The sequence below is a fragment of the Pseudomonas sp. BNK-7 genome (genome assembly GCF_048072025.1).
GTDB classification, from domain to species: domain Bacteria; phylum Pseudomonadota; class Gammaproteobacteria; order Pseudomonadales; family Pseudomonadaceae; genus Aquipseudomonas; species Aquipseudomonas danubii.
The window spans coordinates 6,473,747-6,497,246 of the sequence record NZ_CP182252.1; the positions used below are offsets into that span (position 1 = coordinate 6,473,747).

The following is a 23,500-nucleotide window of genomic DNA, read 5'->3' on the forward strand; positions in this document are numbered from 1 at the left end:
CAAGGACCGGCCATCATACACCGCGTCTTTGAGCTGTCCTCAACGGTTTTTCATCAGCCCGGCTCACAAAGCGAAAAATGCGAATCATCTGTCACTATCGCGAACAAAACCGTTCGTCACCCTGGTAGGAAACTGCAACAAAGGTCGCCGAAACCACTTTGACTATCATTCTCGTTAACATTAAGATCCATCGCAATTGAGCCCTAACCAGCGACGGTTCTCATCCTATGTATGTCTGCCTCTGCACCGGTGTCACCGACGGACAAATTCGCGAAGCCATCTATGAAGGTTGCTGCAGCTACCGCGATGTGCGTCAGGCAACCGGCGTCGCCAGCCAATGTGGTAAATGCGCATGCCTGGCCAAGCAAGTGGTCCGCGAGACCCTGACCGAACTGCAGAGCAGCCAGGCAGCAATTCCCTATCCAGTGGAATTTAATGTCGCCTGATTTCTCGGATAAATAGCACTGTTTTAAACAACCGGACCTAGCGTCCGGTTTTTTTATGCCTGTAATTCAATCGCTTAGGGTCAAAACGCGGAACACAAACATTCTTATTCCGATTAATTTTCATATATTATTCAATAACTTAGGTTTGACAGTAATGTTTGCGCGGCTCAGACTCTGTCCTTATTCCACTAATTAAAGGGCAGGACCCCATCATGAAAGGCGACATTACAGTCATCCAGCATCTCAATAAAATCCTTGCCAATGAACTGGTCGCGATCAATCAGTACTTCTTGCATGCACGCATGTATGAAGATTGGGGCCTGAACAAGCTGGGCAAGCACGAGTATCACGAGTCCATCGACGAGATGAAGCATGCGGACAAGCTAATCAAGCGCATTCTCTTCCTCGAAGGCCTGCCGAACGTTCAGGACCTGGGCAAGCTGCACATCGGCGAACACACCAAGGAAATGCTCGAGTGCGACCTGCGTATCGAACGCACTGGCCATGCAGACCTCAAGGCAGCCATCGCCCATTGTGAGTCGGTGAGCGACTTCGGCAGCCGTGAACTGCTGGAAGATATTCTTGAATCCGAAGAAGAACACATCGACTGGCTGGAAACCCAATTGGGCCTGATCGATAAAGTCGGCATCGAGAACTATCTGCAATCGCAAATGGGTGACGAGTAACTTAACTCGTAATACTCAAGCAATAAAAAGCCCCGCCCTCGAAAGAGAGGCGGGGCTTTTTATTACGCGGATATATTCGCGTCAGGCTTCAGTCTTGGCCGCGGCTTTTTCGGCTGCGTCCTTGATCAGAGTCTGCAATTCACCGTTGGCAAACATCTCAGCCATGATGTCACTACCACCGACCAGCTCACCTGCCACCCACAGCTGTGGGAAGGTCGGCCAGTTGGCGTACTTGGGCAGGTTGGCGCGAATTTCCGGGTTCTGCAGGATGTCCACATAAGCGAACTTCTCACCACAGCCCATTACGGCCTGGGCGGCTTTCGCGGAGAAGCCACACTGCGGGGCATTCGGCGAGCCTTTCATGTAAAGCAGAATGGTGTTGTTGGCAATCTGCTCTTTAATAGTTTCGATGATATCCATGGAACACCTCGGCTGAACTTTCCGACGCTGTTGTCGGCACGGTGGCGCATTGTAACGGAAACCTGAGCGCCCTGCTCGGCCTCTCCGACAGACATCTCAGGCCGCTTCCACCTTGACTGGCACCCCGTTCAACGCCGCATTCCCAGACAACGCATCAAGCTGACGCTCATCGGTCAGGTCATTGGCGCTGCAACCGGGCTGCTCCATGGCAATGTTCAGTTGCACCCCTGGGCGCCCATGCCCCCAACCATGGGGCAAGCTCACCACCCCCGGCATCATTTCAGTGCTGGCCAGCACCTCTACCTCCACCGCACCGACCCGAGAGCTGATTCGCACCCGCTGACCGTCATTCAGCCCGCGACTGGCCAGGTCATCCGGGTGCATCAGCAACTGGTGACGGGGCTTGCCCTTCACCAGGCGGTGATAGTTGTGCATCCACGAGTTGTTACTGCGTACATGGCGACGGCCAATCAGCAGCAACTCATCCAACGGCGGCACGCTCAAGGCGGCAAATCGCGCCAGATCCGCCATGATCGGCGCTGGCGCCGCCTGAATCCGCCGATTCTCGGTTTTCAAGCGGGCCGCCAGATTCGGCTGCAGCGCCCCCAGATCAATACCGTGGGGATACTGGTCCAGTGTTGCCAAGGACAGTTTGAGCGGCGATGCATCGCCGTAGGCACCGGCTCGCAAACCCATGTCAATCATCTGCGCAGGGGGGATGGTCGGCTTCAGCGGTTGTTCGGTTTTCGCGGCAAACGCTTTGGCCAGGCCGACAAAGATCTCCCAGTCGTGCAGCGCACCCGCAGGCTTGGGCAGGATCGCCCGGTTGAAGCGACTGACATTGCGTACTGCAAGAAGATTGAACGTGGTGTCGTAGTGATCGTTCTCCAGAGCCGAGGTGGACGGCAGGATCAAGTCGGCATAACGGGTCGTTTCATTGATGTACAAGTCGATGCTGAGCATGAACTCCAACCCGTCCAGTGCCTGCTCCAACTGCCGGCCATTGGGTGTGGACAACACCGGGTTGCCTGCCACGGTGATCAATGCCCGAACCTGTCCCTCGCCCTCAGTGAGCATCTCTTCGGCCAGGGCCGATACAGGCAGCTCGCCGCCATACTCCGGAAGCCCGGAAACCCGACTCTGCCAAAGGTTGAAATGCCCCCCCGAAGTCGCCGCTACCAGATCCACCGCCGGCTCGGTACACAGGGCCCCACCTACCCGGTCAAGGTTGCCAGTGATCAGATTGAGCAGTTGCAGCAACCAATGGCACAACGTACCGAAGGCTTGGGTCGAAACCCCCATGCGTCCATAACAGACCGCTCGCTCCGCCGAGGCGAACTCCCGGGCCAACTGCCGAATCTGCTGCGCCGCAATCGCACACAGCGGGCTCATGGCCTCTGCGGTGAAGGGGGAAATCGCCTGGCGCACCTCTGCCAATCCATCGACTTGCAGATGACTGTCGCGAATCGGCCCTTCCTCAAAAATCGTGCTCAACAGGCCAAACAGCAAGGCCACATCGCCTCCAGGACGGACGAACAGATGCTGATCGGCCATGGCCGCCGTTTCACTGCGCCGAGGATCGATCACCACCACCTTGCCACCACGAGCCTGGATTGCCCTCAAACGCTTTTCCACGTCCGGCACCGTCATGATGCTGCCGTTGGACGCCAAGGGATTGCCGCCGAGGATCAGCATGAAGTCGGTGTGGTCGATGTCCGGAATCGGCAGCAGCAGACCGTGGCCGTACATCAGGTAGCTGGTCAGGTGCTGGGGCAACTGGTCGACCGACGTGGCCGAGAAACGGTTACGGGTCTTGAGCTGGCCAAGGAAGTAGTTGCTGTGGGTCATCAGCCCGTAGTTGTGAACGCTGGGGTTGCCCTGATAGACCGCCACCGCATTATTGCCATGATGCTGCTGGATGCTCGCCAGCCTTTCGGCTACCAGGGCGAAAGCCTCGTCCCACTCGATCGGCTGCCATTCATTGCCCACGCGCCGCACCGGCTGACGCAGGCGATCGGGGTCATTCTGAATATCCTGCAGGGCCACAGCCTTGGGGCAGATGTGGCCGCGACTGAAGCTGTCCTGAGCGTCCCCCTTGATCGAGGTAATGCGCGGAGCGCCACCCTCTTCCTCGGTGACTTCCAGGGTCAGGCCGCAGATCGCTTCGCACAAGTGGCAGGCACGGTGATGGAGAGTCTTGGTCATGGCCAGTCTCTATTGTTTGAAGGCAACCCATAGGGGGCCGCTGGAAGCAAAAACTATGGCGGCTGACCGCTGTTGACACCAGCGACGTTCGCCCCATGAATTCAGGGCCATCAGCCCCAGCCATGATCAGAGCTGTCAGTTCGGTGCCAAGCGCGGCAGGCCATCGGCAGCAATTGAGCAGCAATTCAAAAAAGGGCTGTCACTGAGGCGGTCATGTCAGTGAGCGTCCGGGCCATGTCCTCCCCCAAAAGCGCCATCAGTTGCTGCTCCTTGGATTCCATCGCGCATCTATCCCGGCCGCAGATTCGCCTGGGTATCCGCAGTACTTTGCATTAGGAAATGTTTCAGACTGACACCCTCTCGGCATGCCCATGGCAGCGACCTCGGCCCACAGGTCAGAAAACGACTGCAAGCGAACAGCCGGCGCCCCGCTGGATTGCCAAGGCGCGCCAGGGCAGTGTACAAATGCCCGGCTGCTGTCTGGAAACTGGTCTCAAAAGCGTCAGCGCAATCGCGTCCTGACCTCTCATGCCCGTAATCGCCGTAGCACTATTGGTAAGACGCGACATTTAATTATAAGATCGCGCCTTCCCCTATTTCGTCGCCCCGTGCGGCTTTCGCCGCAGGTCCAGCCCGTTGTTCGATTAAACAAGGCTTTGAGAATCTGCGGTCCGTTGCAAAAAGGTAGTTAATGATGAGCGCAAGGCACTTTCTCTCCCTGATGGATTGCACGCCCGAAGAGCTGGTCAGTGTGATTCGTCGAGGCATCGAGCTGAAGGACCTGCGTAACCGCGGCGTACTCTTCGAGCCCTTGAAAAATCGTGTGCTCGGCATGATTTTCGAGAAGTCGTCGACCCGTACCCGACTGTCTTTCGAAGCCGGCATGATCCAACTGGGCGGCCAGGCCATCTTCCTTTCGCCACGGGATACCCAACTGGGACGCGGCGAGCCCATCGGCGACTGCGCCATCGTCATGTCGCGCATGCTCGACGCAGTGATGATCCGTACCTTTGCCCATAGCACCCTGACCGAATTTGCGGCCAACTCCCGGGTACCGGTGATCAACGGCCTGTCCGATGACCTGCACCCCTGCCAACTGTTGGCGGACATGCAGACTTTCCTTGAACATCGCGGCTCGATCCAAGGCAAGACAGTGGCCTGGATCGGCGATGGCAACAACATGTGCAACAGCTATATAGAAGCGGCCATGCAGTTCGATTTCCAACTGCGCGTCGCTTGCCCTGAAGGCTACGAGCCCAACCCGGAGTTTGTCGCTCTGGCCGGCGATCGCGTGACCATCGTCCGCGATCCTCGCGAAGCGGTGACCGGCGCCCACCTGGTGAGCACCGACGTCTGGACCTCCATGGGCCAGGAAGAGGAAACCGCCAAGCGCCTCAAGCTGTTCGCGCCATTCCAGGTAAACCGCGCCCTGCTCGACCTGGCCGCGCCGGACGTACTGTTCATGCATTGCCTGCCCGCCCACCGCGGCGAGGAAATCAGCCTCGACCTGCTGGACGACCCACGTTCGGTGGCTTGGGACCAGGCGGAAAACCGTCTCCATGCGCAAAAGGCCCTGCTCGAGTTTCTTGTCGAGCCGGCGTACCACCACGCATGAGCCAGCCATTACTGCTCAACCTGCGCAATCTGGCATGCGGCTATCAGGACCAACGGGTGGTGCAGAACCTCAATCTGCACCTCAATGCCGGTGATATCGGCTGCCTGCTGGGTTCATCCGGCTGCGGCAAGACCACCACCCTGCGGGCCATCGCCGGATTCGAGCCCGTACACGAGGGCGAGATCCAGTTGGCCGGCGAAACCATCTCCAGCGCCGGCTTCACCCTGGCGCCGGAGAAACGCCGGATCGGCATGGTGTTCCAGGACTACGCCCTGTTCCCACACCTGTGTGTGGCGGACAACATTGCCTTTGGCATTCGCAAGCACCCACAGAAAGACCGTGTGGTCGCTGAATTGCTGGAACTGGTCAACCTGAAGAACCTCGGTCAGCGCTTCCCCCACGAACTGTCTGGCGGCCAACAGCAACGGGTGGCTCTGGCCCGCGCCCTGGCACCGGAACCCCAATTGCTGTTGCTGGACGAGCCCTTCTCCAATCTTGATGGTGAATTGCGCCGCAAGCTCAGCCATGAGGTGCGCGACATCCTCAAGGCTCGGGGTACCAGTGCCATCCTGGTCACCCACGACCAGGAAGAAGCCTTTGCCGTGAGCGATCAGGTCGGGGTGTTCAAGGAAGGCCGCCTGGAACAGTGGGATACCCCCTACAACCTCTATCACGAGCCGCAGACGCCCTTTGTCGCCAGTTTCATTGGCCAGGGCTATTTCATTCGCGGCCAGTTGAGCAGCCCGGAATCGGTGCAGACCGAACTGGGTGTGCTGCAGGGCAACCGCGCCTACACCTGGCCGTCCGGTGGAGCGGTGGACGTACTGCTGCGCCCCGACGATATCGTCTATGCGCCGGACAGCGCTCTGAAAGCGCGGATCGTCGGCAAGACCTTTCTCGGTGCCTCGACCCTGTATCGCCTGCAACTGCCAACCGGCAGCCTGCTGGAGTCGATCTTCCCCAGCCATGCCGATCATCAGGTTGGAGCGGATGTAGGGATTCGGGTCGCCGCAGAACACCTGGTGCTATTCCAAGCCTCGGGCAGCACCGCCGCGCAGATTCCACACAGTGAATCAGGGGTACGCCGCTACAGCAGCGCGCACTGATAACGCTTCCCCTGGCCAACCGGCCCCTACAAGATCGCAACGAACTGTAGGAGCCGGCTTGACGGCGAAACACCCGGCACAGTCATTCCAGGTGCAAATGTCCGCTGGCAATCAGCCGCGCATGGCCACCGATCTTCACCCGCTCTCCCTCCAACCGACAGAACAAGGCTCCACCTCGCGCCGAACACTGATAAGCGCTCAACTGCTGTTTATCCAATTGCCGTGCCCAGTAAGGCGTCAGGCAGCAATGGGTCGAACCGGTCACCGGGTCCTCGTCGATGCCAATGGCCGGGGCAAAATACCGCGAGACAAAGTCATGCCGGTCTCCACGCGCCGTGACAATCACTCCAGGCCAGGGCAGCTTCGCCAACGCAGCCATATCCGGCTGGCAATCGCGCACCGCCTGCTCCGACTCCAGCACCGCCAACAGCTCATTGGCGCCCAGCAGCTCGATGACTCGGGCACCCAGTATCTGCGCCACGTCTTCCAGCCCAGCCTGGCTGCTGGGGCTGCGCAAAGGGAAATCAAGCCATAGCAGCCCGTCTTCGCGGGTGACACTCAAGGGCCCGGAACGGCTCTGAAAATCGATGCGTTGCGTCGGCTCGTCGTAGACCTCGAACAACACATAAGCACTGGCCAGGGTGGCATGCCCGCACAGAGGTACTTCAGTGGTCGGAGTAAACCAGCGGATTCGCCAGCCTTGCGCCTCACGCACCACAAAAGCGGTTTCCGCCAGGTTGTGCTCGGCGGCGATCTGCTGCATCAGCGCCTCGTCAAGCCACGCATCAAGCCGGTAAACCATGGCCGGATTGCCGGCAAAGGGGCGATCACTGAAGGCATCGATCTGTTGGAACTCAAGCGGCATAACTGTGCTCCTTGGATAGTCGGCCGCCAGCATGAGGCCCGGAACAAGGAACCCGACAGACACAGAAGGGAAGATTTTCCGGCATACAGCAGCAGCCCGGGCCGCTGCCGACGCCTGGGCTCAAGAGCGACCGATGTCGGCGAACTTCGCCTGGGTGTGCTCGGCCAGCACGGCCGCCGCCAACTCCACCTCCAGGCCACGGCGACCGGCACTGACGAAAATACTGGCCAACGGCTGGGCACTGTTGTCGATAAAGGTCCGCAGTCGTTTTTTCTGCCCCAGCGGACTGATGCCCCCCAGCAGATAACCGGTGGCACGTTGGGCAGCAGCCGGATCAGCCATCTCAGCCTTCTTCACCCCCGCAGCATGGGCCAGGGCCTTCAGGTCAAGACTTCCGACGACCGGCACCACCGCCACCAGCAATTCGCCCTTTTCACTGCTGGCCAGCAGGGTCTTGAACACTTGCGCCGGATCGAGATTGAGCTTCTCCGCCGCCTCCAGGCCGTAGGACGCTGCCTTGGGGTCATGTTCGTAACTGTGAATGCGATGTTCGGCGCGAACTTTTTTCAGCAGGTCCAGTGCAGGGGTCATGGCAGCTCCAAGGGGGACGAAAAGGCAAAACCGAGCGGCTGAATTTTAGGTCATTCATCAACAAAAGGCTCTATTCCAAGCCTTGATAACGCACCCTGAGAGCTGCCAGCACAACGTTCTCTGTCACTCCCGAGACTGCCACCCAGGATCATTCATCTGATTGATATCTATAAAATGACCAATCGTTCACTTTCGACCTTTGACAGCGGTGTTTCTTGTCTATATTTTTTCGTTTCTGAATATCCTGCGGTAGATCCAAGGTTGCACCCAGTAGCAAGACGAGGCCGGAATGGGGATTCCGTCTTCGTTGGAAGTCGCGCTCCATGCCTTTTGCAGCAGCGCCAGACAACAACAAAAATCGAGGTTCACAATGACAACTGCTCTGCAACAACCGTCGCTATCGGGCCAATGCATGGCCGAGTTCCTGGGTACTGCGCTATTGATCTTCTTCGGCACCGGCTGTGTCGCCGCCCTCAAGGTCGCGGGCGCCAGCTTCGGTCTGTGGGAAATCAGCATCATCTGGGGGATCGGCGTGAGCATGGCGATCTACCTGACTGCCGGGGTTTCCGGCGCGCACCTGAATCCGGCCGTGAGTATCGCTCTGTGGCTGTTCGCCGACTTTGATAAACGCAAACTGCCCTTCTATATCCTGGCCCAGGTCGCCGGCGCCTTCTGCGCGGCGCTGTTGGTTTACACGCTGTACAGCAACCTATTCTTCGATTTCGAACAATCCCACCAAATGATCCGTGGCTCCCAGGCCAGCCTGGAACTGGCCTCGGTGTTCTCCACCTTCCCCAACCCGGCACTGTCCACTGCCCAGGCGTTCCTGGTGGAAGTGGTGATCACAGCGATTCTCATGGGCGTGATCATGTCCCTGACCGATGACAACAACGGCCTGCCTCGCGGCCCGATGGCGCCGCTGCTGATCGGCCTGCTGATTGCCGTGATCGGCAGCGCAATGGGTCCCCTGACCGGCTTCGCCATGAACCCGGCACGGGACTTCGGCCCTAAACTGATGACGTTCATGACTGGCTGGGGTGAAATCTCCTTCACCGGCGGCCGTGACATTCCGTATTTCCTGGTACCGATCTTTGCCCCGATTCTGGGGGCCTGCCTCGGTGCTGCGGCCTATCGCGGGCTGATTGCCCGGCATCTGCCCAGCGCTGTTGCTGCCTCCGAGGCCGAACCGGCCATAGAGGGCAAAGTCAAAGTTTCTTGATTCTCGCGGCGCGTGATCCTGCCCAAATCGATCACGCGCCTGTTCTCACTCCCTTATTTCGTCCAAGGCAATCGACATGACCGACATTCAGAATAAGAACTACATCATTGCCCTTGATCAGGGTACGACCAGCTCCCGGGCGATCATTTTCGACCGCGATGCCAACGTGGTCTGCACTGCCCAGCGTGAATTCGCCCAGCATTACCCTCAGGCCGGCTGGGTCGAACATGACCCGATGGAAATCTTCGCCACCCAGAGCGCGGTGATGGTGGAGGCCCTGGCACAGGCCGGCCTGCATCACGATCAGGTAGCTGCCATTGGCATCACCAACCAGCGTGAAACCACAGTGGTCTGGGACAAGACCACCGGCCGCCCGATCTACAACGCCATCGTCTGGCAGTGCCGCCGCAGCACCGAGATCTGCCAGCAGCTCAAGCGCGACGGCCTGGAAGACTACATCCGCGACACCACCGGCCTGGTCACCGACCCCTACTTCTCCGGCACCAAGCTCAAGTGGATCCTCGACAATGTCGAAGGCAGCCGTGAGCGCGCCCGTAGCGGCGAACTGCTGTTCGGCACCATCGACAGCTGGCTGATCTGGAAATTCACTGGCGGCAAGACCCACGTCACCGACTACACCAACGCCTCGCGCACCATGCTCTTCAACATCCACACTCTGGAGTGGGACGCGAAGATGCTGGAAGTGCTGGACATCCCGCGGGAGATGCTCCCGGAGGTGAAGTCCTCGTCGGAAATCTACGGCCGTACCAAGAGTGGCATCGCCATCGGCGGTATCGCCGGCGACCAGCAAGCCGCGCTGTTTGGCCAGATGTGCGTCGAACCAGGCCAGGCCAAGAACACCTACGGTACGGGTTGCTTCTTGCTGATGAACACCGGCGACAAGGCGGTGAAGTCCCAGCACGGCATGCTCACCACCATCGCCTGTGGCCCCCGCGGCGAAGTGGCCTATGCCCTGGAAGGCGCAGTGTTCAACGGCGGCTCCACTGTGCAGTGGCTGCGTGATGAACTGAAAATCATCAACGACGCCCATGACACCGAATACTTCGCCGGCAAGGTCAAGGACAGCAACGGCGTGTACCTGGTACCCGCCTTTACCGGCCTGGGCGCTCCCTACTGGGACCCCTACGCCCGCGGCGCGCTGTTTGGCCTGACCCGTGGCGTACGCGTGGACCACATCATCCGCGCCGCCCTGGAGTCCATTGCCTATCAGACCCGCGACGTGCTCGACGCCATGCAGCAGGATTCCGGCGAACGCCTGAAAGCCCTGCGGGTTGACGGCGGCGCAGTGGCCAACAACTTCCTCATGCAATTCCAGGCGGACATTCTCGGCACTCAGGTGGAGCGCCCGCAAATGCGCGAAACCACAGCCTTGGGCGCGGCCTACCTGGCGGGCCTGGCCTGCGGTTTCTGGGGCAGCCTGGAAGAGCTGCGAGGCAAAGCGGTGATCGAGCGCGAGTTCGAACCACAGCTGGCGCAAGAGGAAAAAGAAGGCCTGTATGCAGGCTGGAAGAAAGCGGTGAGCCGCACCCGCGACTGGGAACCCCACGACGAGGCCAAATAAGCCAAGCCGTGGATTGGTAACCGCTTGTAACTGGTCGGGAGGGGATTCCTGCGGCATCATGGGCAAATTTTGCACGGCAGCCCAAAGGAAGCCCCATGAATCTGCCTCCCCGTCAGCAACAAATCCTCGATCTGGTCCGCGAACGCGGGTACGTCAGCATCGAGGAATTGGCCCAGCTGTTCGTTGTTACCCCGCAAACCATCCGCCGCGACATCAACCAACTGGCGGAAGCCAATCTGCTGCGCCGCTATCACGGCGGCGCCGCCTATGATTCCAGCGTCGAAAACACCGCCTACGCCATGCGCGCCGACCAGATGCGCGACGAAAAGCAACGCATCGGTGAAGCCGTTGCCGCGCAGATCCCCGATCACGCCTCGTTGTTCATCAACATCGGCACCACCACCGAGTCCATCGCCCGCGCCCTGCTCAACCACAGCCACCTGAAGATCATCACCAACAACCTGCACGTGGCCTCGATGCTCAGCGCCAAGGACGATTTCGATGTGCTGCTCACTGGCGGCAATGTGCGCCGTGACGGCGGCGTGGTCGGCCAGGCCAGCGTCGACTTCATCAATCAGTTCAAAGTGGATTTCGCCCTGGTGGGCATCAGCGGTATCGACGAAGACGGTAGCCTGCTGGACTTCGACTATCAGGAAGTACGGGTATCCCAGGCGATCATCGCCAACGCCCGACAAGTGATCCTCGCCGCCGACTCCAGCAAGTTCGGGCGCAATGCCATGATCCGCCTGGGGCCCATCAGCCTGATCGACTGCCTGGTCACCGACCAGCAACCGGTACCGGCCCTGACCCAACTGCTCAACCAGCACAAGATCCGCCTCGAAGTGGTCTGACCCCCTCCTCCCCCTCCTCCCCCTCCCGGATCCGGCTGTGTCCGAACGCCGCCCAGCAAGGGCTGCATCGTTTTCGGAATCGACACGGCCGATCACTCGCACACAGTCAAAGCCCGCGGCAGCGACTACAGTTACCCCTCGTTAATGTTCGTAAACTTTCCTTTCAGGGCATTTCGATCAGTTTTTTCAATCGAAACTTGCTGGATACGCCCTTCTTTATGCGCTAGTATTTTCGAAAATGAACATTAATGTTCGAATTCAAATATCAAAGCAACACGAGGCCTGTCGATGCCCACTTCTACCTTGCCCGCGCGCCCTCTCTCCGAGGTTTACGATATCGCCGTCATCGGCGGTGGGATCAATGGTGTTGGAATTGCCGCGGATGCGGCAGGTCGCGGCTTGTCCGTGTTCCTTTGCGAAAAAGACGATCTGGCCAGCCACACCTCGTCGGCCAGCAGCAAGCTGATCCACGGCGGTCTGCGCTACCTCGAACATTACGAGTTCCGCCTGGTGCGCGAAGCCCTGGCCGAACGTGAAGTGCTGCTGGCCAAGGCCCCGCACATCGTCAAGCCCATGCGCTTTGTCCTGCCGCACCGGCCGCACCTGCGCCCGGCCTGGATGATTCGTGCCGGCCTGTTCCTGTATGACCACCTGGGCAAGCGCGAAAAACTCGCCGGCTCGCGCAGCCTGAAGTTCGGCGCCGACAGCGCCCTGAAGGCCGAGATCACCAAAGGCTTCGAATACTCCGATTGCTGGGTCGACGATGCCCGCCTGGTGGTGCTCAATGCCATGGCCGCTCGGGAGCACGGCGCCCACGTGCATACCCAGACCCGTTGCGTCAGCGCCCGGCGCAGCAAGGGCCTGTGGCAGCTGGAACTGGAGCGTGCCGACGGCAGCCTGTTCTCCATCAGCGCCAAAGCCCTGGTGAACGCAGCCGGCCCCTGGGTCGCCAAGTTCATCAAGGATGACCTGAAACTGGAGTCGCCTTACGGCATCCGCCTGATCCAGGGCAGCCACCTGATCGTGCCCAAGCTGTACGAAGGCGAGCACGCACACATTCTGCAGAACGAAGACCAGCGCATCGTCTTCACCATTCCCTACCTCGATCAGTTCACCCTGATCGGCACCACCGACCGTGAATACACCGGTGATCCGGCCAAGGTAGCGATTACCGAAGCGGAAACCGATTACCTGCTGCAAGTGGTCAATGCGCACTTCAAGAAGCAACTGAGCCGCAGCGACATCCAGCACAGCTACTCCGGGGTTCGCCCACTGTGCAACGACGAATCCGACAACCCTTCGGCGGTGACTCGCGACTACACCCTGGCCCTTTCCGGCACTGGCGAGGAAGCTCCGCTGCTCTCGGTGTTCGGCGGCAAGCTGACCACCTATCGCAAGCTGGCGGAATCGGCCATGGCGCAACTGGCGCCTTACTTCAAGCAGGCCAAGCCCAGCTGGACTGCCACAGCCACCCTGCCCGGCGGCGAGAACATGAGCACGCCACAGGCCCTGGCAGAAGCCATCCGCAAGAAATTCGACTGGGTGCCCAGCCAGATCGCCCAGCGCTGGGCCAGCACCTATGGCAGCCGCACCTGGCGCCTGCTGGAGGGCGTACACAGCCTCAGCGACCTGGGCGAGCACCTGGGTGGCGGCCTCTATACGCGTGAAGTGGATTATCTGTGCGCGGAAGAATGGGCGCTGAAAGCCCAGGACATCCTCTGGCGCCGGAGCAAACTCGGCCTGTTCACCACCGTGGCGCAACAGCAGCAACTGGAAGACTACTTGCAGAAGGTCGAGCACAACCGCGGCAAGATCAAGGCCGCCTGAGCAGCCAAGACAGACAAAGCCCCTGCTGCCTAAGGTTCAGGGGCTTTTTTGTGGGCGACGCATTGAACGTTTCGCCAGCACGCCGGCTCCTACGAGTGCCGGATGCGCATTCGGTTTTCCGAACGCAGCACCGAAAATGATTCGGATAACCGGATAATCCGCAGCTAAAACCTTCGCAACAAATATTTAATAGCCTTTAAAATCAAGACGTTGACCATGAACAATGGGTCTGGCACGACTCATGCTCTACACTGTGCGACGAATGCCTGTCGTGCCAACACAACAGGAGCCGTCAAGGCATTCGCTGTATAAAAGAGCCGTCGAACTGGCTTCATAAAAAAAACAAATGTCGAGGAAATATTGATGCGCATCGTTCCCCATCTGTTGGGCGCAGCTATCGCTGCCGCTCTGATTAGCACTCCAGTTTTCGCAGCCGAACTCACCGGCACACTGAAGAAAATCAAAGAATCCGGCACCATCACCCTCGGACATCGCGACGCTTCCATTCCGTTTTCCTACATCGCTGACGCTTCCGGCGTGCCAGTGGGCTACTCCCACGACATCCAGCTGAAAATCGTCGAAGCGATCAAGAAAGACCTCGACATGCCTGACCTCAAGGTCAAGTACAACCTGGTGACCTCCCAGACCCGTATCCCACTGGTGCAGAACGGCACCGTCGACGTCGAGTGTGGTTCCACCACCAACAACGTGGAACGTCAGCAACAGGTCGACTTCTCCGTCGGCATCTTCGAAATCGGTACCCGTCTGCTGTCCAAAAAGGACTCGACCTACAAAGATTTCGCTGACCTCAAAGGCAAGAACGTGGTGACCACCGCTGGCACCACTTCCGAGCGCATCCTCAAGGCGATGAACGCCGACAAGCAGATGGGCATGAACGTGATCTCCGCCAAGGACCACGGTGAGTCGTTCCAGATGCTGGAATCGGGCCGCGCCGTGGCCTTCATGATGGACGACGCGCTGTTGGCCGGTGAAATGGCCAAGGCCAAGAAGCCTGCCGACTGGGCCGTGACCGGTACTCCTCAGTCCTACGAAATCTACGGCTGCATGGTGCGCAAGGGCGATGCCCCGTTCAAGAAAGCCGTGGATGACGCCATCGTCGCCACCTACAAGTCGGGCGAAATCAACAAGATCTACGACAAATGGTTCCAATCGCCGATTCCGCCAAAAGGCCTGAACCTGATGTTCCCGATGAGCGACGAGCTCAAGGCCCTGATCGCCAACCCGACCGACAAAGCGGCTGACGACAAGAAGTCCTGATTCCTGACTAACCTTATCTCCTGAAGGGGCGCCGCCCCTTCGGGAGTCTGTCACTACCTGCTGGCATTTTTTGGAAACACTCGAACCGGTGGTTGTCGAGCCGCTCGTGTGTGCCTGATCGTCATGATCAGGCGGGAACGGACGTCCCCAGGCGGGTGCTTGTACATCGAACGATCTGAGGGGTAACCCTAATGAATTACAACTGGGACTGGGGCGTATTCTTCAAGTCCACCGGTGTGGGCAGCGAGACCTATCTCGACTGGTTCATCAGCGGTTTGGGCTGGACCATCGCCATCGCCGTGGTGGCCTGGATCATCGCGCTGCTGCTGGGGTCGATCCTGGGCGTCATGCGCACCATACCGAACCGTCTGGTGTCGGGCATTGCCACGGTCTACGTGGAGATTTTCCGTAACGTGCCGCTGCTGGTGCAGCTGTTCATCTGGTACTTCCTGGTGCCGGATCTGCTGCCGGCCAACCTCCAGGAGTGGTACAAGCAGGACCTCAACCCGACCACCTCGGCCTACCTGAGCGTTGTCGTGTGCCTGGGCCTGTTCACCGCCGCACGGGTTTGCGAGCAGGTGCGTACCGGCATCCAGGCGCTGCCACGTGGCCAGGAATCCGCCGCTCGCGCCATGGGCTTCTCGCTGCCGCAGATCTACTGGAACGTGCTGCTGCCCCAGGCCTACCGGATCATCATTCCGCCGCTCACCTCGGAATTCCTCAACGTCTTCAAGAACTCCTCCGTGGCGTCGCTGATCGGCTTGATGGAACTGCTGGCCCAGACCAAGCAGACCGCCGAGTTCTCGGCCAACCTGTTCGAAGCCTTCACCCTGGCTACCCTGATCTACTTCACCTTGAACATGAGCCTGATGCTGCTGATGCGCCTGGTCGAGAAAAAAGTATCGGTCCCCGGCCTGATCTCCGTGGGAGGTAAATAATGGAATTCGACTTCTCGGGCATCATCCCGGCCATTCCCGGCCTGTGGAACGGCATGCTGATGACCCTCAAGCTGATGGTCATGGGCGTGGTGGGCGGGATCATCCTCGGCACCTTGCTGGCACTGATGCGCTTGTCCCACAACAAGCTGCTGTCGAACCTGGCCGGTGCCTACGTCAACTACTTCCGCTCGATTCCGCTGCTGCTGGTGATCACCTGGTTCTACCTTGCGGTGCCGTTCGTGCTGCGCTGGATCACCGGCGAAGACACCCCGATCGGTGCGTTCACCTCCTGCATCGTGGCCTTCATGATGTTCGAAGCGGCGTACTTCTGCGAAATCGTCCGTGCCGGCGTGCAGTCCATTCCCAAGGGCCAGATGGGCGCTGCCCAGGCACTGGGCATGAGCTACGGCCAGACCATGCGCCTGATCATCCTGCCTCAGGCGTTCCGCAAGATGACTCCGCTGCTGCTGCAGCAGAGCATCATCCTGTTCCAGGACACCTCCCTGGTGTACACCGTGGGCCTGGTGGACTTCCTCAACGCCTCGCGTTCCAGCGGCGACATCATCGGCCGCTCCAATGAATTCCTGATCGTTGCCGGTCTGGTGTATTTCACAATCAGCTTTGCCGCCTCGCTGCTGGTCAAGCGTCTGCAAAAAAGGTTCGCCGTATGATCTCTATCAAGAACATCAACAAGTGGTATGGGGACTTCCAGGTGCTGACTGATTGCAGCACCGAGGTCAAGAAAGGCGAAGTGGTGGTGGTCTGCGGGCCGTCCGGCTCGGGCAAATCCACCCTGATCAAATGCGTCAACGCCCTGGAACCCTTCCAGAAGGGCGACATCGTGGTCGATGGCACCTCCATCGCCGACCCGAAGACCAACCTGCCGAAACTGCGTTCTCGGGTGGGCATGGTTTTCCAGCATTTCGAGCTGTTCCCGCACCTGACCATCACCGAGAACCTGACCATCGCGCAGATCAAGGTCCTGGGCCGCAGCAAGGAAGAGGCCACCAAGAAAGGCCTGCAACTGCTGGATCGCGTCGGCCTCTCCGCCCATGCCCACAAGCACCCGGGCCAGTTGTCCGGCGGCCAGCAACAGCGTGTGGCCATCGCCCGCGCCCTGGCCATGGACCCGATCGTCATGCTGTTTGACGAACCTACGTCGGCCCTGGACCCGGAAATGGTCAACGAGGTGCTGGACGTGATGGTGCAACTGGCCCAGGAAGGCATGACCATGATGTGCGTGACCCACGAAATGGGCTTTGCCCGCAAAGTGGCGAACCGGGTGATCTTCATGGACAAGGGCCAGATCATCGAAGACTGCCAGAAAGAGGAATTCTTCGGTGACATCAGCGCCCGCTCCGAACGTGCCCAGCACTTCCTCGAGAAGATCCTGCAGCACTAAACCTGTGCTTCTGTAGGAGCCGGCTGGCCGGCGAAGGGGACGCACCGGGCTCCCCTATCGCCAGGTTCGCCCGTTTTGCCGGCCGGCCGGCTCCTATGGACACCGCACAGTGGTTGACCCAAGGCATCTGTGATGAAATGCGACCCCACTCTCTATCGCGCCGCGCCGCCATCACTCGCCGTGAAACCCCGCCTGATCCGTCACCTGTTCCTGCCGCCCCTGGTCATCCTGCTGATGATCGGCCTGGGCTACGTCGGCTTCTGGATCAGCGAACACAATGGCATTCGCAGCCTCAGTGAAAATGGCGAACGCCAGCTGGAACTGCACGCCCGCGCCGTAGAAAGCGAGATCAGCAAATACACCTATCTGCCCAGCCTCCTGGAACTGGAGTCCAGTGTCTCCAGGCTGCTGGCCGATCCCTCGCCGGAGCACCGGCAAACCGTCAACCAATACCTCGAAGGCCTGAATCGGCGCAGCCGCAGCCGGGCCATCTATGTCATGGACACCACCGGCCGGGTGCTGGCCACCAGCAACTGGCGCGATGTCGACAGCTACCTGGGTGAAGACCTGTCCTTCCGCGCCTACTACCAGAACGCCGTACGTGGCCAGCCCGGACGTTTCTACGGCATCGGCAGCACCAGCGGCGAGCCCGGCTACTACCTGGCCCACGGCCTGGAAGAACACGGCAAGATCATTGGCGTGGCGGTGGTCAAAGTGCGCCTGGAGGCCCTGGAGGAACGGTGGCAAAGGGCCCGCCTGGAAGCCTTCGTCAGTGACGAGAACGGCATCATCATTCTCTCCAGCGACCCGGCGCGCCGGCTCAAGTCGGTCCGCCCGCTCAGCGACGACACCAAGGAACGCCTGGCCCGCAGCCTGCAGTACTACTGGTTCCCCCTCAACGAACTGGAACCCCTGGCCCGGGAACGCCTGGCCGAAGGCGTGGAGAAGCTGACATTTCCCGCCAATACCGAACTGGTATCCGACGACAAGGCCATCAGCTACCTGTCCCAGACCCGGCCGCTGAGCGACACCCCGTGGAACTTCACCCTGCTCACCCCGTTGCAGGACCTGCGCCGGGAAGCCATCAACCAGGGCATCCTAGTGGCCGTGGCGTTTGCCCTGGTGGCCTTCCTGCTGATCGCCTGGAATGAACGGCGCAAGGTCATCGCCACCCGCCTGGCCGCCCGAGAAGCCCTGCAGGAAGCCAACAGCCAGCTGGAGCGGCGGATCACCGAACGCACCGCCGACCTGCGGGCCAGCAACGAGCGCCTCAAGGGGCAGATCCGCGAACGCCGCCAGGCCGAAGAGACCCTGCGCCGGGCCCAGGACGAACTGGTCCAGGCCGGCAAGCTGGCGGCCATCGGCCAGATGTCCACCAGCATCGCCCACGAGCTGAACCAGCCGCTGGCGGCGTTGCGCACCTTGTCCGGCAACACCGTGCGTTTTCTTGAGCGCGGCGCCCTGGACACCGCCAGCGCCAACCTCAAGACCATCAATGAACTGATCGACCGCATGGGCCGCATCACCGCCAGCCTGCGCTCCTTCGCCCGCCGCGGCGACGACCAGGGCCAGGCCAGCCTGGACAAGGCAGTGGACGCCGCCCTGCAGATTCTCAACGCCCGCATCGAACCCCTGCCCCTGCAACTGCACCGCGACTTCAGCGAACAGACCCTGCAGATCGACCAGACCCGCCTGGAGCAGATCCTGGTCAACCTGATCGGCAATGCCCTGGACGCCATGCAGGCGCAGCCGGCGCCGGAACTGTGGCTGGAAGGCGAACCCGGCGACGGCAAGTATCGCCTGCGGGTCCGCGACAACGGCCATGGCATCGATCTTGAGGCGCGCAAGCACCTGTTCGAACCCTTCTTCACCACCAAACCCGGCGAACAGGGCCTGGGGCTGGGCCTGACCCTGTCCGCCAGCCTCGCCGCCGCCACCGGCGGCAGCCTGGGTGTGGAACATCCGGCAAGCGGCGGCACCGCCTTTGTCCTCAGCTTGCCCCTGGCAAGCCCCAATCAAGCCGAGCCGATATGAACAACGAGCTGACCGTGCTGATCGTCGAAGACGACCCCCATGTCCTGCTGGGTTGCCAACAGGCCCTGGCCCTGGAAGACATTCCCTGCATCGGCGTGGGCAGCGCCGAAGAAGCCCTGGCCCAGGTCGGGGAGAACTTTCCCGGCATCGTGGTCAGTGATATCCGCCTGCCGGGCATCGATGGCCTGGAACTGCTGACCCAACTCAAGGCCCGGGATCGCAGCCTGCCGGTGGTGCTGATCACCGGTCACGGGGATATTTCCATGGCCGTGGGGGCAATGCAGAAAGGCGCCTACGACTTCATGGAGAAACCCTTTTCTCCCGAGCGTCTGGTGGACGTGGCCCGCCGCGCCCTGGAACAACGGGGACTGGCCCGGGAAGTGACCGCCCTGCGCCGCCAGTTGGCCGAACGCACTTCCCTGGAGGGACGGATCATCGGCCGCTCGCCGGCCATGCAGAACCTGCGGGAGCTGATCGCCAACGTCGCCGACACTTCGGCCAACGTGCTGATCGAGGGCGAAACCGGTACCGGCAAGGAACTGGTCGCCCGTTGCCTGCACGACTTCAGCCGCCGCCACCAACAACAGTTCGTCGCCCTGAACTGCGGCGGCCTGCCGGAAAACCTCTTCGAAAGTGAAATCTTCGGCCATGAGGCCAACGCCTTCACCGGCGCCGGCAAGCGCCGTATCGGCAAGATCGAACACGCCCACCAAGGCACGCTGTTCCTTGATGAAGTGGAAAGCATGCCGATCAATCTGCAGATCAAGCTGCTGCGGGTACTGCAGGAGCGGACCCTGGAGCGCCTCGGTTCGAACCAGAGCGTGGCCGTGGATTGCCGGGTGATCGCGGCCACCAAGTCGGACCTGGACGAACTGAGCCGGGCCAAGGCATTTCGCAGCGACCTGTATTACCGCCTCAACGTGGTGACCCTGGAACTACCGCCCCTGCGCGAACGCCGCGAGGACATCCTGCAACTGTTCGAACACTTCCTGCAGCAGTCGTCCCTGCGTTTCGACCGCACCGTGCCAGAGCTGGACAACCAGACCCTGTCGACCCTCATGAGCCACGACTGGCCGGGCAACGTGCGCGAGTTGCGCAACGTCGCCGAGCGCTTTGCCCTCGGTCTGCCGGCGTTCAAGAAGTCCGGCAGCAGCAACGCCCAGGGCCTGGGTTTCGCCGAAGCGGTGGAAGCCTTTGAACGCAACCTGCTGAACGATGCCTTGCAGCGCAGCGGTGGCAACCTGACCCAGGCCAGCCAGGAACTGGGCATGGCCAAGACCACCCTGTTCGACAAGGTCAAGAAGTACGGCCTGAACCACTGACCCAAGCGCGAGGACTCATGGATCTATTGTTGAAGGCCGCCCTGGGCGCGGCGGTGGTGGTGATTCTGGCGGCCCTGGCCAAAACCCGGAACTACTACATCGCCGGCCTGGTGCCGCTGTTCCCGACCTTTGCCCTGATTGCCCACTACATCGTCGGCAAGGGCCGTTCTCTGGATGACCTGAAGACCACCATCCTGTTCGGCATGTGGTCGATCATTCCCTACTTCGTCTACCTGGCGACGCTCTATGTAATGGTCGATCGCCTGCGCCTGGAAGCCTCCCTGGCGGTGGCCGCCGTGGCCTGGTTGATTGCCGCCACCCTGCTGGTCAGCGTCTGGGTCCGCCTCCACGCCTGAGCCCTAGCATTCCCGTAGGAACGAGCTTGCTCGCCAAGCCTGCGCCGCGGTCTCTCGCCGGCAACCTGGCCACGACCCTGGCCCGACCCTTGCATTTACCCTGTAAAGCCCGCCCAGCCTGCGTTTTCGCCTGATCACGCAGTTTTCTGGAGGGCGCTGCCATGGGTAAAGAACACCTTGAACATCTTAGATCTCGACCACAGCCTGACCGCCCAGGAGCCCATAGTCCGGCGCCTGAAAAGCGGCCAGGCGCGACGCCTGGACCTGCTGGACCTGGGCCCCAAGCTGCGACTCTGGTCCACCGAACGCACCTACCGTCATTTCCGCGAACGCCTGGGCCAACGCCCCCGGCACAGCGGCCCGCAACCGGAAATCTTCTTTGTCGGCTCCGGCGACTATCACCACCTGACCCCGGCCTTTCTCTACGATCTGCCCGAACCGATCAGCCTGATCCACTTCGACAATCACCCGGATTGGGTGCGCTTCGCCCCCCGCCGGCACTGCGGCTCCTGGGTCAACCGGGCGCTGCAGCTGCCCAATATCCAGCGCATTGTCACCCTGGGCCCCTGCAGTGAAGACCTGCACAACCCGCAACTGCGAGGCGGCAACCTCGGCGCCCTGAAGCACGGCAAGCTGCAGCTGTTTCCCTGGCAGCACGCGCCGTCCAAGGTCTGGGGCCGGGTCGGCGATGGCGCCGGGCACCAGCAACAGGAAAATCACCTGCACTGGCGCAATCTGGCGGACCAGGACTGGGCCGCCTTCCTCGCGCAAATGATCGACAGCCTGCCCACCGCAGCGGTGTGGATCACCATCGACAAGGACGTGCTGGCCAGCGAAGACGCCGCCACCAACTGGGACCAGGGCGGCATGCGCCTGACCCACTTGCTGCAAGCGATACGCGAGCTGGCGGCGCGCAAGCGGGTGCTGGGCATCGATGTCTGCGGCGAGTTCGCCAAACCCGCCTTCAGCAATGCCTTCAAACGCTGGGAAGCCAAGTCGGACCAACCTCCGGCCGAGCGCTGGAGCCAGGACGACCTGCTGCGCAACTCAGTGACCAATGAAGCCCTGATCTCGCTGTTCGAGGAGCTGTTCCCGTGACCTTGACCGTTGTTCTGCTAGTCGCTTTTTCCATTGTGCTGGACGTCATCGGCCAGCTCTGTTTCAAGCTCGGCCTGGACCGCCTGCCGGAGCTGGAAGGCGGCTTTCGCCTGAATGCCTTCTGGGGCCAGGTATTCAACGCGCCCCTGCTCTGGTGCGGTATCGGGGCCTATGTGATCGAGTTTTTCGTCTGGCTCGAAGCCCTGTCCCGGGCCCCTCTGAGCCTGCTGTTTCCGGCTGCGGCCCTGGCCTATTGCGGCGTGGTGCTGGCGGGCAAGGTGGTGCTGGGCGAGACCGTCAGCCGTCGGCGCTGGATGGGCACGCTGGTGATCACCGCCGGAGTGATGCTGGTGTGCGTGGCCAGTACCTGAGCCTTATTCAACGAATAGAAGGAAACCTTTCATGAGTTCGAACACCTCCCACGGCTGGCTGCACGAGCGTCTGGGCACCATCGTGCTCTGGGCCCTGCTGATCGGCTTCGAGAGCGCCGGCCAGATCGCTACCAAAGTTGGCGGCGACCAATTGGGGCAGATGGATTTCAACCTGCAATGGCTGGCGGCGGTAGCCGTCAATCCGGGCGTGTTGCTGGCAATTGCCTGCTATATCGGCGCGTTTTTCGTGTGGATGCTGATCTTGCGTCGCAGCAGCCTGTCCCTGGCCTTCCCCTTGAGCTCCCTGGTCTTTGTCGTGGTGCTGCTGGGCTCCTGGCTGGGCCTGGGCGAACAGATCAGCCTGCTGCACTGGGTCGGGGTCTTGGTGATCATCGGCGGGATTGCCCTCTTGGCCGAGGGCGAGGAGGCCTGAGGGCCCTCTGCCGAATGCCCCAGGGAGGTGAGGGCTGCGCAGGCCGGGGGCGACCTGCGGCAACGCGCCTCAGAACTTGTAGCTGACGGCGGTCTGCACCTGGCCCTGGTTGACTTCGCCCCGCTGACGAACAATGGAGCTGTCCGCTGCGGAGTTGACCAGACGGATCCAGCTGGCGCTGGCCACCAGCGACCAGTTGTTGCCCAGCGGCACCTGGATGTTCTGGCTCAGGCTGAAGTTCTGCAGGCCACCGCCGGCACTGTAGCGATCAATGCCCGAAGCCAGGGCTTCCTTGGCGTTGACGCCAAAGAAGGTCTGGCTCTGGCGGGCGTCGGCAAAGTGCAGGGTCAGGTTATTGCTGCCGATGATGCCCATGCCCAAGGGATAGCCGATCTCCCCTCCGATCTTGCCCAGCATGCCGCCCTGGCCACCGGCACCGCCGACGGCCTGGCCCACGGCGGCGAACACCCGCCAGAAGTCGTCCGGGGCGTATTGCACGAAAGCCCCGACATCGGCCATGTCGCGCACATCCCGCAAGCCGCGCAGCTCACCATCGGCGTTACGTCCCTGCAGGTAGTTGAGATAGGGGCCGGCGCTGAAACCATTGCCCTTGAACGCATCCCAGGTCAGGCCGTCGTCGGTACTGAGGCTGACATCGCCCCAGTCCAGATCCAGGTACGGCAGCGGCACAGTCTCATAGCGGCTGCCCGTGGGGTCATGGGGTTGGTAGCCGACACCCAGACCGAGTTCGCCCGTGATGTCGGAATCGGCAAAGGCACTACAGGCAACGGTCAGCGACAGCAGACCGGCGAGCAAAGCAGGGGAAGAAAGCCGAGGCATGAATGAGTTTCCTTG

The 23,500-nt window shown here is 60.8% G+C and carries 23 protein-coding genes; 18 read left to right on the top strand and 5 right to left on the bottom strand.

Going from position 1 to position 23,500, the window contains the following annotated elements; translation table 11 throughout:
- Positions 1–227: 227 nt before the first annotated feature.
- A complete protein-coding gene (locus ACMGF8_RS29205; RefSeq protein WP_102860481.1) occupies positions 228–446 on the top strand; it encodes a bacterioferritin-associated ferredoxin in 219 nt (72 codons plus the stop codon).
- A 212-nt stretch (positions 447–658) separates the two neighbouring features.
- A complete protein-coding gene (gene bfr / locus ACMGF8_RS29210; protein WP_025129649.1) occupies positions 659–1,132 on the top strand; it encodes a bacterioferritin in 474 nt (157 codons plus the stop codon).
- 81 nt (positions 1,133–1,213) lie between these two features.
- Here the strand turns inward: bfr and grxD are convergent, their stop codons facing one another.
- Both grxD and ACMGF8_RS29220 read right to left on the bottom strand, forming a co-directional pair.
- A complete protein-coding gene (grxD, locus tag ACMGF8_RS29215) occupies positions 1,214–1,552 on the bottom strand; it encodes a Grx4 family monothiol glutaredoxin (RefSeq protein WP_075121425.1) in 339 nt (112 codons plus the stop codon).
- Positions 1,553–1,648: 96 nt separating this feature from the next.
- Positions 1,649–3,757, bottom strand: coding sequence for a molybdopterin oxidoreductase family protein (locus ACMGF8_RS29220; protein WP_416758091.1), 2,109 nt, complete (start codon positions 3,755–3,757; stop codon positions 1,649–1,651).
- Between the two features lie 694 nt (positions 3,758–4,451).
- On the opposite strand from ACMGF8_RS29220, the gene argF reads away from it, so the two are divergent.
- Both argF and ACMGF8_RS29230 read left to right on the top strand, forming a co-directional pair.
- Positions 4,452–5,372: an ornithine carbamoyltransferase gene (gene argF / locus ACMGF8_RS29225; RefSeq protein ID WP_102860479.1), complete on the top strand. Its 921-nt coding sequence runs from the start codon at positions 4,452–4,454 to the stop codon at positions 5,370–5,372.
- Positions 5,369–6,478, top strand: a complete 1,110-nt coding sequence (locus tag ACMGF8_RS29230; protein ID WP_102860478.1) for an ABC transporter ATP-binding protein — start codon at positions 5,369–5,371, stop codon at positions 6,476–6,478. The genes argF and ACMGF8_RS29230 overlap by 4 nt, the downstream gene beginning before the upstream one ends.
- An 82-nt stretch (positions 6,479–6,560) precedes the next feature.
- Here ACMGF8_RS29230 and ACMGF8_RS29235 read toward each other — a convergent pair whose 3' ends face one another.
- The gene (locus ACMGF8_RS29235; RefSeq protein ID WP_102860477.1) at positions 6,561–7,343 is read right to left on the bottom strand and encodes a PhzF family phenazine biosynthesis protein; all 783 of its coding nucleotides are present in this window, start codon (positions 7,341–7,343) and stop codon (positions 6,561–6,563) included.
- Between the two features lie 120 nt (positions 7,344–7,463).
- The gene (ybaK, locus tag ACMGF8_RS29240; RefSeq protein WP_102860476.1) at positions 7,464–7,934 is read right to left on the bottom strand and encodes a Cys-tRNA(Pro) deacylase; all 471 of its coding nucleotides are present in this window, start codon (positions 7,932–7,934) and stop codon (positions 7,464–7,466) included.
- Between the two features lie 370 nt (positions 7,935–8,304).
- Here ybaK and ACMGF8_RS29245 point away from each other — a divergent pair, with 370 nt between their 5' ends.
- The 14 genes from ACMGF8_RS29245 to ACMGF8_RS29310 all read left to right on the top strand — a co-directional run bounded on the left by ACMGF8_RS29245 (position 8,305) and on the right by ACMGF8_RS29310 (position 22,645).
- Positions 8,305–9,153: an MIP/aquaporin family protein gene (locus tag ACMGF8_RS29245; RefSeq protein ID WP_102860475.1), complete on the top strand. Its 849-nt coding sequence runs from the start codon at positions 8,305–8,307 to the stop codon at positions 9,151–9,153.
- Between the two features lie 76 nt (positions 9,154–9,229).
- Entirely contained in the window at positions 9,230–10,735 is a 1,506-nt protein-coding gene (glpK, locus tag ACMGF8_RS29250; protein ID WP_102860474.1) for a glycerol kinase GlpK, read from the top strand.
- A gap of 95 nt (positions 10,736–10,830) precedes the next feature.
- Entirely contained in the window at positions 10,831–11,586 is a 756-nt protein-coding gene (locus tag ACMGF8_RS29255) for a DeoR/GlpR family transcriptional regulator (RefSeq protein ID WP_011063123.1), read from the top strand.
- 288 nt (positions 11,587–11,874) lie between these two features.
- Positions 11,875–13,413 (top strand): glycerol-3-phosphate dehydrogenase, encoded by a 1,539-nt coding sequence (gene glpD, locus ACMGF8_RS29260; protein ID WP_110594910.1) that lies wholly within the window; start codon positions 11,875–11,877, stop codon positions 13,411–13,413.
- A gap of 363 nt (positions 13,414–13,776) precedes the next feature.
- Positions 13,777–14,691 carry a glutamate/aspartate ABC transporter substrate-binding protein gene (locus tag ACMGF8_RS29265; RefSeq protein ID WP_102860472.1) on the top strand — a complete coding sequence of 305 codons (915 nt, stop codon included), beginning with the start codon at positions 13,777–13,779 and terminating at the stop codon, positions 14,689–14,691.
- A gap of 191 nt (positions 14,692–14,882) precedes the next feature.
- Positions 14,883–15,629, top strand: coding sequence for an amino acid ABC transporter permease (locus ACMGF8_RS29270; RefSeq protein WP_102860471.1), 747 nt, complete (start codon positions 14,883–14,885; stop codon positions 15,627–15,629).
- Positions 15,629–16,300 (top strand): amino acid ABC transporter permease, encoded by a 672-nt coding sequence (locus tag ACMGF8_RS29275; protein WP_025129635.1) that lies wholly within the window; start codon positions 15,629–15,631, stop codon positions 16,298–16,300. Before ACMGF8_RS29270 ends, ACMGF8_RS29275 begins: the two co-directional genes overlap by 1 nt.
- The gene (locus tag ACMGF8_RS29280; protein WP_102860470.1) at positions 16,297–17,031 is read left to right on the top strand and encodes an amino acid ABC transporter ATP-binding protein; all 735 of its coding nucleotides are present in this window, start codon (positions 16,297–16,299) and stop codon (positions 17,029–17,031) included. Before ACMGF8_RS29275 ends, ACMGF8_RS29280 begins: the two co-directional genes overlap by 4 nt.
- 132 nt (positions 17,032–17,163) lie before the next feature.
- Complete coding sequence (locus tag ACMGF8_RS29285; RefSeq protein ID WP_102860469.1) at positions 17,164–19,065, top strand: sensor histidine kinase; 1,902 nt, start codon at positions 17,164–17,166, stop codon at positions 19,063–19,065.
- On the top strand, positions 19,062–20,387 hold the full coding sequence (locus tag ACMGF8_RS29290) for a sigma-54-dependent transcriptional regulator (RefSeq protein ID WP_102860468.1): 1,326 nt from the start codon (positions 19,062–19,064) through the stop codon (positions 20,385–20,387). Before ACMGF8_RS29285 ends, ACMGF8_RS29290 begins: the two co-directional genes overlap by 4 nt.
- 26 nt (positions 20,388–20,413) lie before the next feature.
- Positions 20,414–20,743, top strand: a complete 330-nt coding sequence (locus tag ACMGF8_RS29295) for a GlpM family protein (RefSeq protein WP_180988516.1) — start codon at positions 20,414–20,416, stop codon at positions 20,741–20,743.
- Positions 20,744–20,920: 177 nt separating this feature from the next.
- On the top strand, positions 20,921–21,841 hold the full coding sequence (locus tag ACMGF8_RS29300; protein WP_102880757.1) for an arginase: 921 nt from the start codon (positions 20,921–20,923) through the stop codon (positions 21,839–21,841).
- Positions 21,838–22,212, top strand: coding sequence for a transporter (locus ACMGF8_RS29305; protein ID WP_115580793.1), 375 nt, complete (start codon positions 21,838–21,840; stop codon positions 22,210–22,212). Before ACMGF8_RS29300 ends, ACMGF8_RS29305 begins: the two co-directional genes overlap by 4 nt.
- 31 nt (positions 22,213–22,243) lie before the next feature.
- Positions 22,244–22,645, top strand: coding sequence for an EamA family transporter (locus tag ACMGF8_RS29310; RefSeq protein ID WP_025129629.1), 402 nt, complete (start codon positions 22,244–22,246; stop codon positions 22,643–22,645).
- Between the two features lie 69 nt (positions 22,646–22,714).
- Here ACMGF8_RS29310 and ACMGF8_RS29315 read toward each other — a convergent pair whose 3' ends face one another.
- A complete protein-coding gene (locus ACMGF8_RS29315) occupies positions 22,715–23,485 on the bottom strand; it encodes a MipA/OmpV family protein (protein ID WP_416758099.1) in 771 nt (256 codons plus the stop codon).
- Between the last annotated feature and the right edge of the window lie 15 nt (positions 23,486–23,500).

Coding starts and splice junctions, on each gene's coding strand:
- ybaK (WP_102860476.1), bottom strand. CDS start 7,934: ATGACCCCTGCACTGGACCTGCTGAAAAAAGTTCGCGCCGAACATCGC.
- ACMGF8_RS29275 (WP_025129635.1), top strand. CDS start 15,629: ATGGAATTCGACTTCTCGGGCATCATCCCGGCCATTCCCGGCCTGTGG.
- glpD (WP_110594910.1), top strand. CDS start 11,875: ATGCCCACTTCTACCTTGCCCGCGCGCCCTCTCTCCGAGGTTTACGAT.
- ACMGF8_RS29205 (WP_102860481.1), top strand. CDS start 228: ATGTATGTCTGCCTCTGCACCGGTGTCACCGACGGACAAATTCGCGAA.
- ACMGF8_RS29265 (WP_102860472.1), top strand. CDS start 13,777: ATGCGCATCGTTCCCCATCTGTTGGGCGCAGCTATCGCTGCCGCTCTG.
- argF (WP_102860479.1), top strand. CDS start 4,452: ATGAGCGCAAGGCACTTTCTCTCCCTGATGGATTGCACGCCCGAAGAG.
- ACMGF8_RS29310 (WP_025129629.1), top strand. CDS start 22,244: ATGAGTTCGAACACCTCCCACGGCTGGCTGCACGAGCGTCTGGGCACC.
- ACMGF8_RS29220 (WP_416758091.1), bottom strand. CDS start 3,757: ATGACCAAGACTCTCCATCACCGTGCCTGCCACTTGTGCGAAGCGATC.
- ACMGF8_RS29245 (WP_102860475.1), top strand. CDS start 8,305: ATGACAACTGCTCTGCAACAACCGTCGCTATCGGGCCAATGCATGGCC.
- ACMGF8_RS29280 (WP_102860470.1), top strand. CDS start 16,297: ATGATCTCTATCAAGAACATCAACAAGTGGTATGGGGACTTCCAGGTG.
- grxD (WP_075121425.1), bottom strand. CDS start 1,552: ATGGATATCATCGAAACTATTAAAGAGCAGATTGCCAACAACACCATT.
- glpK (WP_102860474.1), top strand. CDS start 9,230: ATGACCGACATTCAGAATAAGAACTACATCATTGCCCTTGATCAGGGT.
- ACMGF8_RS29270 (WP_102860471.1), top strand. CDS start 14,883: ATGAATTACAACTGGGACTGGGGCGTATTCTTCAAGTCCACCGGTGTG.
- ACMGF8_RS29230 (WP_102860478.1), top strand. CDS start 5,369: ATGAGCCAGCCATTACTGCTCAACCTGCGCAATCTGGCATGCGGCTAT.
- ACMGF8_RS29255 (WP_011063123.1), top strand. CDS start 10,831: ATGAATCTGCCTCCCCGTCAGCAACAAATCCTCGATCTGGTCCGCGAA.
- ACMGF8_RS29285 (WP_102860469.1), top strand. CDS start 17,164: ATGAAATGCGACCCCACTCTCTATCGCGCCGCGCCGCCATCACTCGCC.
- ACMGF8_RS29235 (WP_102860477.1), bottom strand. CDS start 7,343: ATGCCGCTTGAGTTCCAACAGATCGATGCCTTCAGTGATCGCCCCTTT.
- bfr (WP_025129649.1), top strand. CDS start 659: ATGAAAGGCGACATTACAGTCATCCAGCATCTCAATAAAATCCTTGCC.
- ACMGF8_RS29290 (WP_102860468.1), top strand. CDS start 19,062: ATGAACAACGAGCTGACCGTGCTGATCGTCGAAGACGACCCCCATGTC.
- ACMGF8_RS29315 (WP_416758099.1), bottom strand. CDS start 23,485: ATGCCTCGGCTTTCTTCCCCTGCTTTGCTCGCCGGTCTGCTGTCGCTG.